The organism is bacterium, assembly GCA_035527515.1.
In the GTDB taxonomy this organism is placed as follows: Bacteria; B130-G9; B130-G9; order B130-G9; family B130-G9; genus B130-G9.
Genome location: DATLAJ010000007.1, coordinates 1 through 14,476 on the forward strand (window position 1 = coordinate 1; position 14,476 = coordinate 14,476).

Genomic DNA, 14,476 nt, shown 5'->3' on the forward strand with positions numbered 1-14,476 from the left:
TTTTATTATCATAACTGGACAGGGCAGGCACGGTGACCTGCCCCTACACGATGGTGGGTAGGGAGGCATGACAGGATGAAGAGGGTGTTTTTGCTGGCGGCGTTGGTCTTCTTGACAGCTGCCTCGGCCTTGTTCGCGGACTTTCAGATGGATACGAGCCTGGCGGACTCGGACGCGTCGTTCTTGGGCGAGGCGGAAGGCGATCGCGCAGGCTCTCCATTCGAGGAGGAGCATGCCGGCGCGGCCGTCTCAAACGCTGGCGATGTCAACGGCGATGGTTACGACGACTTCCTTGTCGGGGCATACGCCAATGACGAAGGCGGCAACTCCGCCGGTCAAACGTATCTGTTTTTTGGCAAGGCCTCCGGTTGGGCGATGGACACGAGCCTTGCAGACGCCGCCGCGTCGTTCATAGGCGAGGCGAACGCGGACTATGCAGGCGTTTGCGTGTCCGGTGCTGGGGATGTCAACGGCGATGGATATGACGACTTTCTCATCGGAGCCTCTCGGAACAGCGAAGGCGACTTCGTGGCGGGCCAGACGTATCTGATTCTTGGCAAGGCCTCGGGTTGGGCGATGGATACAAGCCTTTCTGACTCCGACGCGTCGTTCATAGGCGAGGGATTTGTAGATGTGTCGGGAATGTCGGTCTCTGGCGCGGGCGACGTGAACGGCGATAGTTACGACGACTTCATCATTGGTTCCTGGAACAGCGAACCCGGTGACTACGCCGGTCAGACATATCTGATTCTTGGTAAGTCCTCCGGCTGGGCAATGGATAACAGTCTTGCCGATTCGGACGCATCGTTTTGGGGCGAGTCAGAGATGGATGGCGCAGGCTGCTCAGTCTCTGGCGCAGGCGATGTGAATGGCGACGGCTACGACGACTTTGTCATCGGAGCGCCTTACAACGAAGAAGGCGCCAACAACGCCGGTCAGACATATCTGATCTTCGGTAAGGCTTCCGGCTGGGCCATGGATACTAGTCTTTCCGAAGCAGACGCTTCGTTTATTGGTGAGAGAGAGTACAGTTGGGCAGGCTGGTCAGTCTCCGGCGCGGGAGACCTCAACGGTGACGGTTACGACGACTTCCTTATTGGTGGCGAGGTCGACTCTACTATAAGCGGCAACGACGACGGTCGCACTTATTTGATTTTGGGCAAGCCCTTGGGGTGGGCGATGGATACCAGCCTTGCTGATGCCGACGGATCGTTTTTGGGCGAGGCAGATGGTGACCGGGCTGGCTTCTCGGTCTCTGGCGCCGGTGATATCAATGACGACGGTTACGACGACTTTCTCATCGGAGCCATTTACAACGCCGGTCAAGCATATCTGATCCTCGGCAAGGTTTCAGGCTGGGCGATGGATACCAGCCTTGCTGATTCCGACGCGTCGTTTTTGGGCGAGGCAGCTAGTGACCGTGCCGCCATGTCAGTCTCTGGCGCTGGCGACGTGAACGGCGACGGCGCCGACGATCTCCTCATTGCTGCGCCCCACAACACCGAGGTTGGCGACGATGCTGGTCAAGTGTATCTGATCTTCGGTGAGAGCGGTGGGCCTCCTCCCGGGATTACCGTCGGCGTCACAACTAACTCAAGCACGTACGAATTTGACGACGTGCTGGAAATCGACATCGCTGTGAAAAACACCGGCTTGCCAGCATTTGTCGATATCTTCGTTGTTCTCACATTCGACCTGAGCGGGCCTGAAGAGAGGCACTGGTCAGCGTCTGCGACGGGCCAATGGACGGAAGGCATATTCTACTACGATACCGGTTTGCTGGTGGAGACGGGGCACGACGAGACAACGCAAATCCTGTCGGCGGTTCTGCCGCGTCAGGCCCCGATGGTGGCCAAATCGGGCACATACACGCTCAGGATGGTTGCGTGCCAGGCGGGGACTTTTGATTTCGTGTCCAACCTAGCGACCTCTACGTTTGTGCTCGTGGGGGAGCCATTTGTCGGCATCTCGACGGACAAAGAGACCTACTCTCTGGCCGGCGACACGATTACGGTCTCGCTCGACGTCGCCCTGCCTGACTACTCGATGACGGCGGACTTCTACGTCGTCCTGCTTGCGCCGGGCGGCCAGTTCTGGTCGCCGACTGATTTCGGGGTCGATCCGATGTGGCTAGCGAGGGTCGATCCGCTCCTATCCGGCTTCCCGACGCCGGCCGACTGGAATCTTGAGTTTGAGGCGTTCGTGGTGAATCTGCCTTCGGGGGCGCCGTTCGACATGGCGGGCGATTACACATTGTTCGCTGGTGTGGTCGAGCCGGGGACGCTGATGCTGTTCTCCGACATCGGAGTTAGCGGCTTTGCGCTGCAACCAGCTGAACGCATTACTGAATGAGGTTGAGGCGCAGCGCGGCAAGAAGTTGACCGAGGAACAGGCAGACAAGCTTCGCGACTGGGTGTGCTGCGTCAGCGAAGTCAACTGGGACTGCGGCCTCTGCGACTGAGAACTGGATAAATGTGAGAGGATTGGAAGGGGTGATGCCCTGAGATAGAGAGGCTCTCTATTATAGGTCGCCATTCCTGCGCAGTGATGGTTCACGGAGCTTGAGTCGTAATCGGTTTCACGAGTGTAAGGCGAGCGAACCTTTGGCTTTAGATTCTAACGGCCTTTGGGTAATGTATCACGTAGTGTTGCCGAGAAAGTTGGATTCGTGAGCCATGTCTATTCTTCGCATTGACCGAACATATCATAACATCCGGCGGCTGAGGCAAGTAGTCGCCATTCTAGTCAAGTATGGCCTTGGCGACTTGGTCTCGTCGCTGAGGATCGACTACTACCTTGCGTGGTTGAAACGGCTGGTGACCCGGCGCAAGCCACCGAAAGAGGTGTCATCCTTGACGAGGCCAATGCGGGTGAGAATGGCGATGGAGGAGCTCGGCCCGACGTTCGTGAAGCTCGGCCAGATGTTAAGCACAAGGCAAGACGTGGTCCCGCCAGCATATACGCAGGAGTTGACGAGGCTGTTGGACGAGGTGGCCCCCGTCAGCGTGGAGAAGATCAAGAAGAGGGTCGAAAGTGAGCTGAGGCGCCCGCTCAAGGAGATGTTCTCGAGCTTCAGTGACGAGCCCTTCGCGAGCGCCTCGATAGCGCAGGTTCACACAGCGCGGCTGGTTTCGGGGGAAGACGTCGTGGTGAAGGTTGTTCGACCTAGCATCGAGTCGGTCATACGGACTGACCTCGACATTCTGGCCGAGCTTGCGCGGCTGCTTGAGAGACACTTTCCGGAGGCAGCGGTCTTCGATCCCGTCGCACTTGTGGATGAGTTCTCACGGTCGATCAACAAGGAGGTCGATCTGGCACGTGAGGGCCGCATCATGGACCGGTTCGCGGCGAACTCTGAGGGTGATGAGACGATTCACGTCCCGAAGGTCTATTGGGGATATTGCAGCCAGAAGGTTCTGACGCAGGAGAGGCTGGTGGGCAGGAAGCTGTCGGGAGTCGATTTCGACGAGCTTTCGATGTCAGTTCGCAAGAAAATAGCGGAAAACGGGGCCGCGATTATCCTGAAGCAGATTTTGTCCTACGGTTTGTTTCACGCTGACCCGCATCCGGGCAACATATTTCTGCTGCCTGGGAACAAGCTAGGCCTAGTGGACTATGGGATAGTGGGCCGAACCGATCCCGCAACCAGGACGATGATCGCCGAAGTGTTGGTGGCGTTGTCGCAAGGCAGGCCGGAAAAGGTGGCCGACATCCTGCTCGAGAGCCAGCCGCCCATGCCGAGCTTCGACAGAAGCGCATTTCTGCGGGACACGATGGAGCTTTGCGACCTCTACGTCGGCATCCCGCTCAAGAGCGTGATGGTTACCTCGCTGTTCTCGGACCTGGTCCAAACGATGCTGCGGCACAAGATAAGGTTCCCGAAGGACCTAATGCTGCTGTCCAAGGCCCTGGTCACGATTGAGGGCTTTGGGCGCCGGCTCGACCCGGACTTCAACATGGTCGAGTTTGCAAGACCCTTCGTGGAGAAATTCGTCCACGAGCGCCTTGGGCCTGCGCAAATGGCCAAGACCGCATGGGAGACGCTGCGCAGCTATGCCAAGCTCTCCAAAACGCTGCCGAGGGACGTCTCGGCCATACTGAGCCGCTTGAAGGAGAGCCAGATGGAGATTGGCTTCGTCCACAAAGGCCTAGAAAAGTTCTCCTCAAGGCTCGAAAAGGTCGGCTACAGGCTGACGCTGGGCATGATCATCAGCGCATTGATAATCGGCTCTTCTTATTTGGCCTCAGTTGAAATCCATTCCCAGACTTCAGGACTGTTTCTCTACTCTGTTATAGGGTTTCTGTCGGCAATTGCGCTAGCCATTATCTTGCTTCTGTCTTTTCGTAGGTCCTGAGAGAGCCAAATGAGCGCAGTGCTTGCTGGCTTCATCGCATACCTAATCATCGTTCTCTTCATCGGACTGCTCACTGCCAAGCACAACAAGACTCAGGCTGACTACCTAATAGGCGGCCGAAGACTGAATCCCTGGGTCATCGCGTTTTCTGAACGCGCATCCGGCGAATCGGCGTGGCTCCTGCTCGGAATGACCGGGGCTGCGCTGTCCGTCGGCCTCGGAGAGACCTGGACCGCACTAGGCTGCGTCCTGGGCATTATCATATCTTGGCTCTTCATAGCTCGAAAGCTTCGTGAGGACTCCGGGAAATACGATGCGCTAACGTTGCCCGAGTACTTCACTGAGAAGTTTAGTAAAGACGGCAAATCCATACAGATAATCGCATCAGTCATTATTATCTTCTTCTTCACGTTTTATATCGCCGCCCAGTTCAGTGGGGCTGGCAAAGTTCTCAACGTAACGTTCGGCATACCAAACTTCTGGGGTGTTCTGGTGGGTGCCGGGGTGATTCTGCTCTACACAATGCTTGGTGGGTTCTTCGCCGTGGCCTGGACCGACCTGGTTCAGGGCATCATAATGCTCGGCACCCTCGTCGTTCTCCCCATCGTGGGCATCATAGAGCTCTCTGAGGCAGGCAAGCTCGGAACGCTCTCAATATCACAAGCCTTGGTCCAAGAGGGCGCTGACAAGGCATCCTGGGTGGGCGGCGCCGCGGCTCTTGTTCTCGCCCTGACCACCAAGGAACTCGTGTTCTCCATGGTGTCCTACGCCTGGGGCGGCCTGGGCGCCTCGTTTGGGCCGATCATTGTGCTATCGCTTTATTGGAGAAAGCTGAACAAGCAGGGCGTGATAGCGGGCATGCTTGCCGGCTCGTTGACTACATTTATCTGGAAGAATATCTCAACACTTCAGTCGGTTATTCCGGAGAGGCTCGCTGGCTATGTCGTCGCGTTCTGCGCCGTTATCATCGTCACGCTGGTGACCAAACCCAACCCCGCCCTGGCACGCAGGTAGAACGCATCGCGTTACTCGCCCCAGATGCGCTGTGCGATCCACGCACGACGGCGCGCTAGTAGACCTGCCAGATGTCCTCCGCATCGTAAACCGTGCGCCTGCACTCTAACCGGACGTTTACGGTCTTGTCGAAATCGCGGTCGTACTTCGACGTGAAACGGACGGTTAGGGTGAGCTCTTTGGTCATGAACATCCTCGTTACCGTTTGCTGCCCGGGCGTGGACGCGATTATCTCCCATTGTATCCCGTCCACCGGGGCCTTGATCGGGTTGCTGTCCACATCATAATCGATTCGAGTGAATACGCCCTTCAGGTCCCTTGCCATGCCGCACCGCCGCATCGATTGGGCGTTACCGGAATTGTGTGCGTTCACGTAACTTTTGATAGTGCTCTCAGCGGTGGTCAGATCGAACTCTTTCTCCGAGCAGCCGGTCCAAAACAGGCCGGCCGAAACGCATGCCAGCATAAGTAGCGATCGAGACCCGTGATGACTAAACATTGTCCTGACAACCTCCGGACATCTACTTCGCACGGGGAGCTGAAGACCCTTTGCCGAATCTCATATCAGCCTTTATAGTCTCTCCTGGAACGGCCGTCTTGGCCCCCGAAAAGCCAAATCCCTTAATCAAAAGCTCCATTCGCTCTGACTTGCCAAACAAGACCTTCTCGTAAACCAACTTGGCAAGACCGAAGACCGGTATCTTCCGACTTCGCCAAACCTCATACTTCCACTCTCTATAATTGGACAACTTGCTCTTGAGAGTAGCTGTGAAACGGTCGCACTTGTAGTCCTTACCAACGGCCTTGACAGAAACACCTGCTTGAACGAGCTTCATTTCGTCAATGGACCTTATCGGTTCGTCTTGTGCAAAGCCCTTCCGCTTGCCCTCTTTCGCAAGGTCATCGCTCACGCTGTTTATCACGCCCATGTTCGCCTCGGTAGGCTGAGTGCCCGGCGTCCAGAGAATATAGCGCTTCGCATCGCCGACATTCGGCAAAACAGAGAGAAAACAGAGCATTGTCTCCTCCGAAACAGCGCTAGATGGGGGCAGCAACATCCTGTAAATAGTCGTCTGCTCCTTCCTGATGAACGCCAGCTCGTGCCAAAAGCACTCCTGGCCCTCATATTTCTCCGAACCGACGACCGAATACTTCACCTCGAGCGTCTGCGTCTTACCTCCGCTTGTCACGTTCGTCATGCTATACGAAATCCATTGGCCAACCTTGAACTTCGGCGCCTCAAACCGCGCCTCAGCCAACGCAAGCTCAGCGACCGAAACTAACAAAATGGCCACTACGAACCAACTTGCCCGCTTACGCACTACCATACTCATACTCCTTGAGCTCATCTCTTTACCCTCGCCTCTTATCAGTATAGTCTCACACAATACTAGCTTGTCAATATGTAGTTCTTGAACGTTACAAAGGGAGGTTGGTCAGAGTGGATCCGGAGCTTCACGCCTACGATCTCGCTGGGGTGAATGCCAAAATGGAAGAAAAAGGCATCACGCGACTCAGGCGCATCCTTGCCCAGACATTCGATTTGAGCCCAAGAGCAAGGCCCATCACCGACCTCTCGTTCTTTGCCGCCTTGATCGATATTGGCACGCCAGAGTATCTAGCTGTCTGCACCGACGGCGTTGGCACCAAGCTGCTCGTCGCGCAGATGATGGACAGATACGACACCATCGGTATCGACTGCGTCGCTATGAACGTAAACGATATCATCTGCGTGGGCGCAACGCCGGTAACGATCATTGACTACCTTGCGGTGCAGGAACCCGACCCAGATTTCCTGGAGGCAATTGCGAAGGGCTTATACGAGGGTGCGAAACTGTCCTACGCCTCAGTATCGGGCGGCGAGACAGCACAGGTGGCGCCGATCATCACTGGGATACGTCCTAAGCGCGGCTTCGACCTCGCCGCGACCTGTGTTGGATTGGTCAAAAAAGATGAGGTGATCGTTGGCGAACGTGTTGTGCCCGGCGACGCCATACTCGCGCTCTCGAGTTCCGGGCTCCACAGCAATGGCTACTCACTCGTGCGCAAGATCGTCTTTGAGAAGATGAGTTTCAACGTGGACATTTACATCAGCGAGCTGCACAAGACCATTGGCGAGGAGCTCTTGACGCCGACGCACATCTACGTCCCGGAAGTGCTCGAAGTCCTTAACGAGAAGCTGCCCGTGAAAGCACTTATTAACATCACGGGCAACGGCCTTCTAAACCTCAACCGAATCATGGCACAAAACGTCGGTTTTGAGATCGACAATCTGCCTGAGGCCCAGCCGATATTCCAACTGCTACAGGACTGGGGCAGGATACCTGACGAGGAGATGTTCCGCGTCTTCAATATGGGCATCGGCTTCTGCCTAATCGTGCCCGATGATTCGGACATCATCGCCCAGACCGCTGCGATCGCCGCCAAACATGGCGCGGATTGCGGCAGGATCGGGACGGTCGTTGAGGATGAGGCGAGGCGCGTCTTTGTTACGCAGAAAGGCCTCGTCCAGAATGGCCTTTTCTTTGAAAAACGAGCCTGATCTCAAATCGGACATTTCCTATGGACCGCCAACCGTCAACTCGTGCTTCGCAGAGTAGCACTGCCAACCGTCAACGTAAAACACACTGGACGGACGACTTCTTCGAGGCGCAGTTCGGGAGGGTGTTGGCGACCAGGTCGCCGGAAATAACTCAGAGGCAGGTTGATTTCATCATTGAGAAGACCGGCATTCACCCCGGAGCGAGTGTGCTGGACGTCTGTTGTGGCTACGGAAGGCACTCGATAGAGCTCGCCAGAAGAGGTTACGAAGTCGTTGGCATTGATCGGTTTGGAAACTACCTAAATGAGGCGCGGAGACAGGCTGCCTCAGAGAATGCTGGCGTCGAGGCGATGTAGAGCGGCCGCGCTGGGTGCAGGTTGCGGCGAGACTGGCCAGGGCCTCCCACGTTTTGGCTCCCCGCTCGGTCCGATTGCCGCACGAGACCTTCCGCGCGATGACGGCCGGCCTAAGTCGAGCGCTCAGCCGCAAAGCTCGAGCCGCACAACGTCTGCTACTACTTAATCGACCTCGCCTCCGATTTCCACAGCTACTACAACAAGACGAAGGTCCTGACCGACGACCCCGCACTCACAAGCGCGCGCCTCGCCCTGTCCGCCGCCGTCCGCCAGGTCATCGCCAACGGCCTCGCCCTCATCGGCGTCTCCGCCCCGGAGGCGATGTGAGCGGCAGCCGGAAACAGGGCGCGCAGGGGTGTGGTCTCAGACCCGCCAGTTCTCCTGGCTTCCAAGTAAAACCGCTCCTATCTCGATATCGGGGTACGCCAGGTTAGCGCCAACAGACCTCTCAAAACAAAGAAGTTGACGACACCGGGATTATTCGGTGTAATAGCTTCTCCCAAACTGAAACGAGAGGTTAGGCGCCCTTCGATGGAAAAGGTCAAGATTATGGTTAGCTCGACCCAGGATGATCTACAGGCAGAAAGGGACGCTGCCCAAGAGGTCATTGAGAAGCTCGGCCATAAGTGTCTTAGATCGGAAACCCATCCTTGCTTTGGGGAGAGCCCCTGCAACGTTTGTCTCGAGATGGCGAAAACTTGCCATATCTACATAGGGATTTTCGGCAAGAGATATGGCTTTGTGCCTGAAGGCGAGGAAATTTCCATTACAGAGCTTGAATATCGGCGGGCTCGCGAGCATCACCCATCAAAGATCCTAGTCTATATCAAGGAGGAGGAGGAGTACGAGGACGCTCAGGCGAACTTTCTCGAAGAGGTTCAGAACTTCAAGATGGGTTACTTCAGGCGTCCCAAGTTCAAGTCTGCGGAAGAATTGAAACCTCAGATACGTGCTGACGTAAGATATTGGATTTGCATGAAAATCGCCGAGTCGTTCGATAAGGATAAAAAGATCCAGATTTTGACAGCTGAAAACGCATACTTGAATGAGGCTTTGGAAGTGTACAAGCGAACTACCTAAGATGATGGAACCCGAAGTCAAAGAACGTATTCAGGAAGCAGCCGCCAAACTATCGAAGGGCGATGTTGTCGAAGCCTACGGACTGCTCCAGATTGCCCTGAACCAAGCCCGATCTGACAATAACCGAAATGGGGAAGCGGCGGCGTTGCACTTCATGGGAATGGCGTCAGTGGACCTTGGGCGTATTGAAGAGGCTTCTTCGCTTTACCAGAAAGCACTCAGTATTAGGAGGGAACTCAATGATCGGCCAAGTGAGGCTGCAACCCTAAATCAACTGGGCATAGCCCTGTTCTATCAGAATCATATTGATGAGGCCCTGAGATGTCTTAAAGACGCGCTGCAGATCGCAGATGAGACGGGTGACGAGCTTGGTCAGGCTGCCTCAGCTCACCAGCTCGGCGTTGTGTATCAGAAGCTTGGTAAAATCCAAGAGGCCAAGGAGTTCTTTGAAAGAGCTCTCTCAATTGCCGAACGCAGAAAGGACCAGCAAATAAAGGCGAGTGCCTTGCATCAATTGGGGATCATTCAACAGCAACGTGGCGACCATAAGCGCGCCGAAGAGTCTTTCAAGAAGACATTGGCGATTCAAGAAGGTATTGGTGATCAGATAGGACAGGCTGCTGCGATGCACCAGCTCGGCACGATTGATCAGGAACAAGGACGGCTTAATGACGCTGCTAGATGGTTCGGTAGGGCTCTCGAGATTGCAGAGCAGTTGGGTAATCTCCGAGGGCAATCAGTCACTCTCTACAATTTGGGAAGTCTCCTCGTAACAAAAGGCGAGCTGGACCAAGCCATGAGTCATTTGAGAGCCAGTATGGATATCGCTGAGCGGCTCAACGACCAAATGATGGTCGCCAAGGCTCTAAACCAGATGGGGCATATTTACCTCGGAAAGAGTGAGCTGGATAAGGCAGAACAGTCATTCAGAAACAGCCTTGAGGTCTTTGAGCGTTTTGCCGGCCCGAGGAGTAAGGACACTGCGATGGCGATTAACAACGTTGGGGCCGTACTATCGCTTCAGGGCCGAGCGGGCGAGGCTGAGCCGTTGATGTTGCAGTCTGCGGAAGTATCACACGAGATTGATGACTTCGACGGGGAAACGCGATATCTAATGAATCTAGCCAGATTGAAATTTCAACAGGAGGCTTTTGAGGAGGCGATTCGCTTTCTGAAGCGAGCCCTGGCGCCGGCTGGAAATCTGGATGATCCCGGTGCACTTGGCAGTGTATATACGGCACTGACCGCTGCATACCTGCGTTTGCATAGGACTGATGAAGCCAAAGAGGCATTAAAGAACTCAATTCCGATGTTGGAGAGAGCCAATTCAGACAATCTTGCGAAAGCAAAAGCCTTGCTGAAGCAACTCGAGGAATCCACAGACTCACGCTAGCATCGCTAGCGCCATCGATCACAGGATCGCAGCTGCTAACCTCTCAGCTGCCGTCTCCTGAAGACAGATATTTCCCGGCCTTCTCATGGTCGGGGCCCGCGTCCGCTGTCAGCTCAAGTGGCTTTCTAAGGCGGCGGGCGATGCCGTCCACGTACCGGGGATTGCGCTCGATCATGACGAAGTTGCGGTTGAGGGCCTTCGCGACGCAGCCTGTCGTTCCGGTGCCGGCCACCGGGTCAAGGACCAAGTCTCCTTCATTCGTGCTGACGAGGATGACACGCCTCAAGAGCTCTGCGGGCTTCTGCGTTGAGTGCAGCTTCTTGCCCTGATCGTCCTTTAGCCGCTGGCCGCCGGTGCATATCGGCAGAACCCATACGTTCGCCCCAACGCTGCCGATCCCAAGCGCCTTCGCCGCATTCTTATTGAACGTGTATTTCTTGGCTCCTTTATCCTTGACGGCCCAGATGAGCGTCTCAGTCGCGTTTGTGAACCGAACGCCGAGCCAGTTCGGCATCGGGTTCGTCTTCACCCATATCACGTCGTTGAGCATCCAGTAACCGAGGTCCTGCATGATGCGCCCGATGCGAAAGATGCTGTGGTAGGTCGAGATGACCCAGACCGTCGCGTTCGGCTTCATAACCCGCTGAACCAGCCGCAGCAACCTATCGATGTAGCGGTCGTATTCCTCAAACGAGGCGAACTTGTCCCACTCGTCAGAAACGCCATCAACGACGGTCTTCGCCTTCCATCGCTTGAGTTCCTTCTTCGGGAGCTGCAAAAAATAGGGAGGGTCGATGAACACCATGTCGAAGGTCTCCTCGGGAAGCTTCTCGAGCACTTCGAGGGCGTCACCCAGGATTACCTTGTTTAGCGCCTCATCGAGACGATACTGCTTTCTCTCCGGAGCGTGCTCGATGACGAGCGAGCCTGATTCGCGGTTCGGGCGACCGGAGCCGCCGGCGTCTGCGCGTTCACTGGTCATTCTGGGCTTTCTCCACAGAGGTTTAGCGTTGCCTCGGCATTCTGGTCCTCGCACATAGCTGCCGGGAATATAGAGGTTTAGGACGGCCTAATCAACCAAACAGGGCACGAGGCGTTTCCTACTCGAGCGGCGAGGGGGGTCTGCGAGCGGCATGAGTTCAACAACAGACGTTCGCGGTATTATGGTAAGCTGGCAAATGATGATGGTCGTTTTGGGAGAGATGTTGTGAGAAGGATTGCCTGCGGGCTCTTGCTGGCGGTCGCCATTTTTATGCTTGCTGCGACCGCGGCCTACTCGCAGAACTACGTCGTCATGCCGGGACAATCGCTAAAGACCCAGCACTTCATCATCTACCACCCGGGGCCGCTTGGGGGCCTCGCCAGGTCAATGGCGGGAATCGCCGAAACCGCTTTCGTGGCCACCTGCCGGCAGATGGGCGTCAAACCTTTTGGGCAAAACATGGTCTTCGTGTGCGATTCTGACCGCGACTTCACCCAGTTTGGGCCGTCCGTAGGCCGAAGTTGGGCTGCTGGATTCGCCGTCCCAAGTCAGCGCAAGATAGTTCTGAGGTCTCCCTCGCTCGCCAAGACAGACCGCGAGCAGTTCATCAAGACGCTGAGGCACGAGATTTCGCACCTCGTCCTGCACCACGCCGTCGGCGACAACGTCCGCCTGCTGCCTCGCTGGTTCGATGAGGGCATGGCAATGCTGAACGCAGGGCAGTGGGAGTGGCTCCACAGCTGGGCTCTGTTTAGGATGGTCATCTTCTCAAAACCAATCCCGTTCTCGGCGCTTCGCGAAAAGTTCCCCTCGGGCGCCTCGGACGCACGCCTCGCCTACGCCGAAAGCTACAACTTCTGCGTGTTCCTGCGAACTACACTCAAGAGGCGCGGGTTCGAGGCGCTCATCGCCGGCATTAGGGCAGGAGTCCCGCTTAAGACCCAGCTCGAACGGCTTTTCAGAATGCCGTTTCAGCGTATCCAAGAGGTCTGGTACGAGAAGGTCAAGCACAAATACGGCGTCTATCCCGTTCTCACAAGCGCCGGCGTCTTCTGGTTCCTGGTCGCCCTGCTGGCAGTTCTCGCCTACCTACGCAAGCGGCGTTCCACGAAAGAGCGCCTCGCCGAAATGGAGGCGGAGGACGAGTTCATCGATCACGTTTTGGACCGCGAATACCACTAACTGGTTCGGTGGAGGCGAGGCATGTCTTCTCTGGCTGGGGAGGCCGATTAGCCATGAATGAACAGGTGCAGCGAGTTTGATCACTTTGTCTCTGTGAAACTCTGCGTCTCGGTGGTGCATTTCTTTCAGAAACTGTCAAGCATATACATGAGGGACAGTCGAAATAGGCCTTTCATTTTCGCGGTGTTTGAGGCATAATATAGTGTTAGTCGTATTCTTTGTGCATTGATTATATTTGACGGGAGGTGGTGATGAAAGAGATCATCGTGCTGGGCGTTGTGCTTATGCTGGTTGGCGGCTGGGCGCTGGCCGTCGATTGGGGTGACACCACGGGACGAGGCATGTTCCCATACTGGCAGACCGGCAGCGGGTGGTACACGATAGTTGTCTTCGTGAACGGGTCCGAGGAGACCAGCGATGTGATTCACCTCCGTTTCCGCTCCATGCATGACTCCGCATGTAGCAGCACGATGGCCGATATGTTCAGCATCCGGGCTGGTGAGATGCTCATGTTCTCGACGTCTGGCAGCGTTCCAATCTTCATTCCGGTTACAGCGGGCTATGGATATATCCTGTTTCGTGTCGATAATGGCGAGCCCATTCAGGGGTATTGCGTAGTATATAATGGGATGACCGGCACGGGCTACGTTGTCCCGGCCGTTCCACAGGACCACGGCTTCTAGCCAGGCGCCGGTCTGATGTGCTCGACGCTGATTTCGCTGGCCGCGGCATAATATAGTGTTAGTTGGATTCTTTGTGCATAGATTGCATTTGACGGGAGGTGGTGATGAGAAAGATCATGGTGCTGGGTGTCGCACTTATGCTGGTTGGCGGCTGGGCGCTGGCCGTCGATTGGGGGGACGCCACGGGACGAGGCATGTTCCCATACTGGCAAACTGGCGGCGGCTGGTACACAATACTCGTCTTCGTGAACGGGTCTGAGGAGACCAGCGATGTGATTCACATCCGTTTCAGGGATCTTCATGGATCTCCATTTGGGCGCTCCGATATGTTCAGCATCCGGGCTGGTGAGATGCTCATGTTCTCGACGTCTCGGGACTTTCCAATCTGGATACCAGTGTCTGCGGGTTACGGACATGTCCTGTTTCGTGTTGATAATGGCGGTTTCATTCAGGCCTATTGCGTAGTATATAATGGGACGACCGGCAGGGGCTTCACTGTCCCGGCCGTTCCACAGGACCACGGCTTCTAGCCAGGCGCCGGTCTGATGTGCTCGAGGCTGCTTTGGCTGGCCGCGGCATAATATAGTGTTAGTCGTATTCTTTGTGCATAGATTGATTTTTGACGGGAGCTGATGGTGATGCAAAAGATCATCGCGCTGGGCGTGGCACTTGTGTTGGTTGGCGGCGTTGCTCTGGCCGTCGATTGGGGTGACACCACGGGACGAGGCATGTTCCCATATTGGCAAAGCGGCAGCGGCTGGTTGACGCTGGTTGTCTTCGTGAACGGCTCCGAGGAGACCGGCGACGTGATTCACATCCGTTTCTTCGACCCTTACAGCTGCAGTAGCAGCACGATGGCCGATATGTTCAGCATTCGGGCTGGTGAGAT

15 protein-coding genes are annotated in these 14,476 nt (G+C 55.8%); 12 read left to right on the top strand and 3 right to left on the bottom strand.

The window, feature by feature from the left end; genetic code table 11:
- The first annotated feature begins 75 nt into the window (after positions 1-75).
- From VM163_00315 to VM163_00325, 3 genes are all read left to right on the top strand, one after another.
- A complete protein-coding gene (locus tag VM163_00315) occupies positions 76-2,352 on the top strand; it encodes an integrin alpha (protein HUT02320.1) in 2,277 nt (758 codons plus the stop codon).
- Between the two features lie 323 nt (positions 2,353-2,675).
- Positions 2,676-4,355, top strand: coding sequence for an AarF/UbiB family protein (locus VM163_00320; GenBank protein ID HUT02321.1), 1,680 nt, complete (start codon positions 2,676-2,678; stop codon positions 4,353-4,355).
- Positions 4,356-4,364: 9 nt separating this feature from the next.
- Entirely contained in the window at positions 4,365-5,369 is a 1,005-nt protein-coding gene (locus tag VM163_00325) for a hypothetical protein (protein ID HUT02322.1), read from the top strand.
- A gap of 55 nt (positions 5,370-5,424) precedes the next feature.
- On the opposite strand, the gene VM163_00330 is transcribed toward VM163_00325, so the two are convergent.
- A complete protein-coding gene (locus tag VM163_00330) occupies positions 5,425-5,868 on the bottom strand; it encodes a hypothetical protein (protein ID HUT02323.1) in 444 nt (147 codons plus the stop codon).
- 22 nt (positions 5,869-5,890) lie between these two features.
- Positions 5,891-6,697: a hypothetical protein gene (locus VM163_00335; protein ID HUT02324.1), complete on the bottom strand. Its 807-nt coding sequence runs from the start codon at positions 6,695-6,697 to the stop codon at positions 5,891-5,893.
- A 113-nt stretch (positions 6,698-6,810) separates the two neighbouring features.
- Here VM163_00335 and purM point away from each other — a divergent pair, with 113 nt between their 5' ends.
- From purM to VM163_00360, 5 genes are all read left to right on the top strand, one after another.
- Positions 6,811-7,911: a phosphoribosylformylglycinamidine cyclo-ligase gene (gene purM, locus VM163_00340; GenBank protein HUT02325.1), complete on the top strand. Its 1,101-nt coding sequence runs from the start codon at positions 6,811-6,813 to the stop codon at positions 7,909-7,911.
- Positions 7,912-7,931: 20 nt separating this feature from the next.
- On the top strand, positions 7,932-8,267 hold the full coding sequence (locus VM163_00345) for a methyltransferase domain-containing protein (GenBank protein ID HUT02326.1): 336 nt from the start codon (positions 7,932-7,934) through the stop codon (positions 8,265-8,267).
- Positions 8,268-8,432: 165 nt separating this feature from the next.
- Positions 8,433-8,594 (top strand): DALR anticodon-binding domain-containing protein, encoded by a 162-nt coding sequence (locus VM163_00350; protein ID HUT02327.1) that lies wholly within the window; start codon positions 8,433-8,435, stop codon positions 8,592-8,594.
- Positions 8,595-8,798: 204 nt separating this feature from the next.
- Positions 8,799-9,347, top strand: coding sequence for a DUF4062 domain-containing protein (locus VM163_00355; GenBank protein HUT02328.1), 549 nt, complete (start codon positions 8,799-8,801; stop codon positions 9,345-9,347).
- Between the two features lies 1 nt (position 9,348).
- A complete protein-coding gene (locus VM163_00360; protein ID HUT02329.1) occupies positions 9,349-10,740 on the top strand; it encodes a tetratricopeptide repeat protein in 1,392 nt (463 codons plus the stop codon).
- A gap of 43 nt (positions 10,741-10,783) precedes the next feature.
- Here the strand turns inward: VM163_00360 and VM163_00365 are convergent, their stop codons facing one another.
- Positions 10,784-11,722, bottom strand: a complete 939-nt coding sequence (locus tag VM163_00365) for a DNA methyltransferase (protein ID HUT02330.1) — start codon at positions 11,720-11,722, stop codon at positions 10,784-10,786.
- Between the two features lie 225 nt (positions 11,723-11,947).
- Here VM163_00365 and VM163_00370 point away from each other — a divergent pair, with 225 nt between their 5' ends.
- From VM163_00370 to VM163_00385, 4 genes are all read left to right on the top strand, one after another.
- A complete protein-coding gene (locus VM163_00370) occupies positions 11,948-12,904 on the top strand; it encodes a peptidase MA family metallohydrolase (GenBank protein ID HUT02331.1) in 957 nt (318 codons plus the stop codon).
- A 251-nt stretch (positions 12,905-13,155) separates the two neighbouring features.
- The gene (locus VM163_00375) at positions 13,156-13,587 is read left to right on the top strand and encodes a hypothetical protein (protein HUT02332.1); all 432 of its coding nucleotides are present in this window, start codon (positions 13,156-13,158) and stop codon (positions 13,585-13,587) included.
- Positions 13,588-13,691: 104 nt separating this feature from the next.
- On the top strand, positions 13,692-14,117 hold the full coding sequence (locus VM163_00380) for a hypothetical protein (protein ID HUT02333.1): 426 nt from the start codon (positions 13,692-13,694) through the stop codon (positions 14,115-14,117).
- Positions 14,118-14,225: 108 nt separating this feature from the next.
- Positions 14,226-14,476 (top strand): hypothetical protein (locus tag VM163_00385; protein HUT02334.1); only part of this gene is annotated, 251 nt, incomplete at its 3' end.

Coding starts and splice junctions, on each gene's coding strand:
- VM163_00315 (HUT02320.1), top strand. CDS start 76: ATGAAGAGGGTGTTTTTGCTGGCGGCGTTGGTCTTCTTGACAGCTGCC.
- VM163_00320 (HUT02321.1), top strand. CDS start 2,676: ATGTCTATTCTTCGCATTGACCGAACATATCATAACATCCGGCGGCTG.
- VM163_00325 (HUT02322.1), top strand. CDS start 4,365: ATGAGCGCAGTGCTTGCTGGCTTCATCGCATACCTAATCATCGTTCTC.
- VM163_00330 (HUT02323.1), bottom strand. CDS start 5,868: ATGTTTAGTCATCACGGGTCTCGATCGCTACTTATGCTGGCATGCGTT.
- VM163_00335 (HUT02324.1), bottom strand. CDS start 6,697: ATGGTAGTGCGTAAGCGGGCAAGTTGGTTCGTAGTGGCCATTTTGTTA.
- VM163_00345 (HUT02326.1), top strand. CDS start 7,932: ATGGACCGCCAACCGTCAACTCGTGCTTCGCAGAGTAGCACTGCCAAC.
- VM163_00355 (HUT02328.1), top strand. CDS start 8,799: ATGGAAAAGGTCAAGATTATGGTTAGCTCGACCCAGGATGATCTACAG.
- VM163_00360 (HUT02329.1), top strand. CDS start 9,349: ATGATGGAACCCGAAGTCAAAGAACGTATTCAGGAAGCAGCCGCCAAA.
- VM163_00365 (HUT02330.1), bottom strand. CDS start 11,722: ATGACCAGTGAACGCGCAGACGCCGGCGGCTCCGGTCGCCCGAACCGC.
- VM163_00375 (HUT02332.1), top strand. CDS start 13,156: ATGAAAGAGATCATCGTGCTGGGCGTTGTGCTTATGCTGGTTGGCGGC.
- VM163_00380 (HUT02333.1), top strand. CDS start 13,692: ATGAGAAAGATCATGGTGCTGGGTGTCGCACTTATGCTGGTTGGCGGC.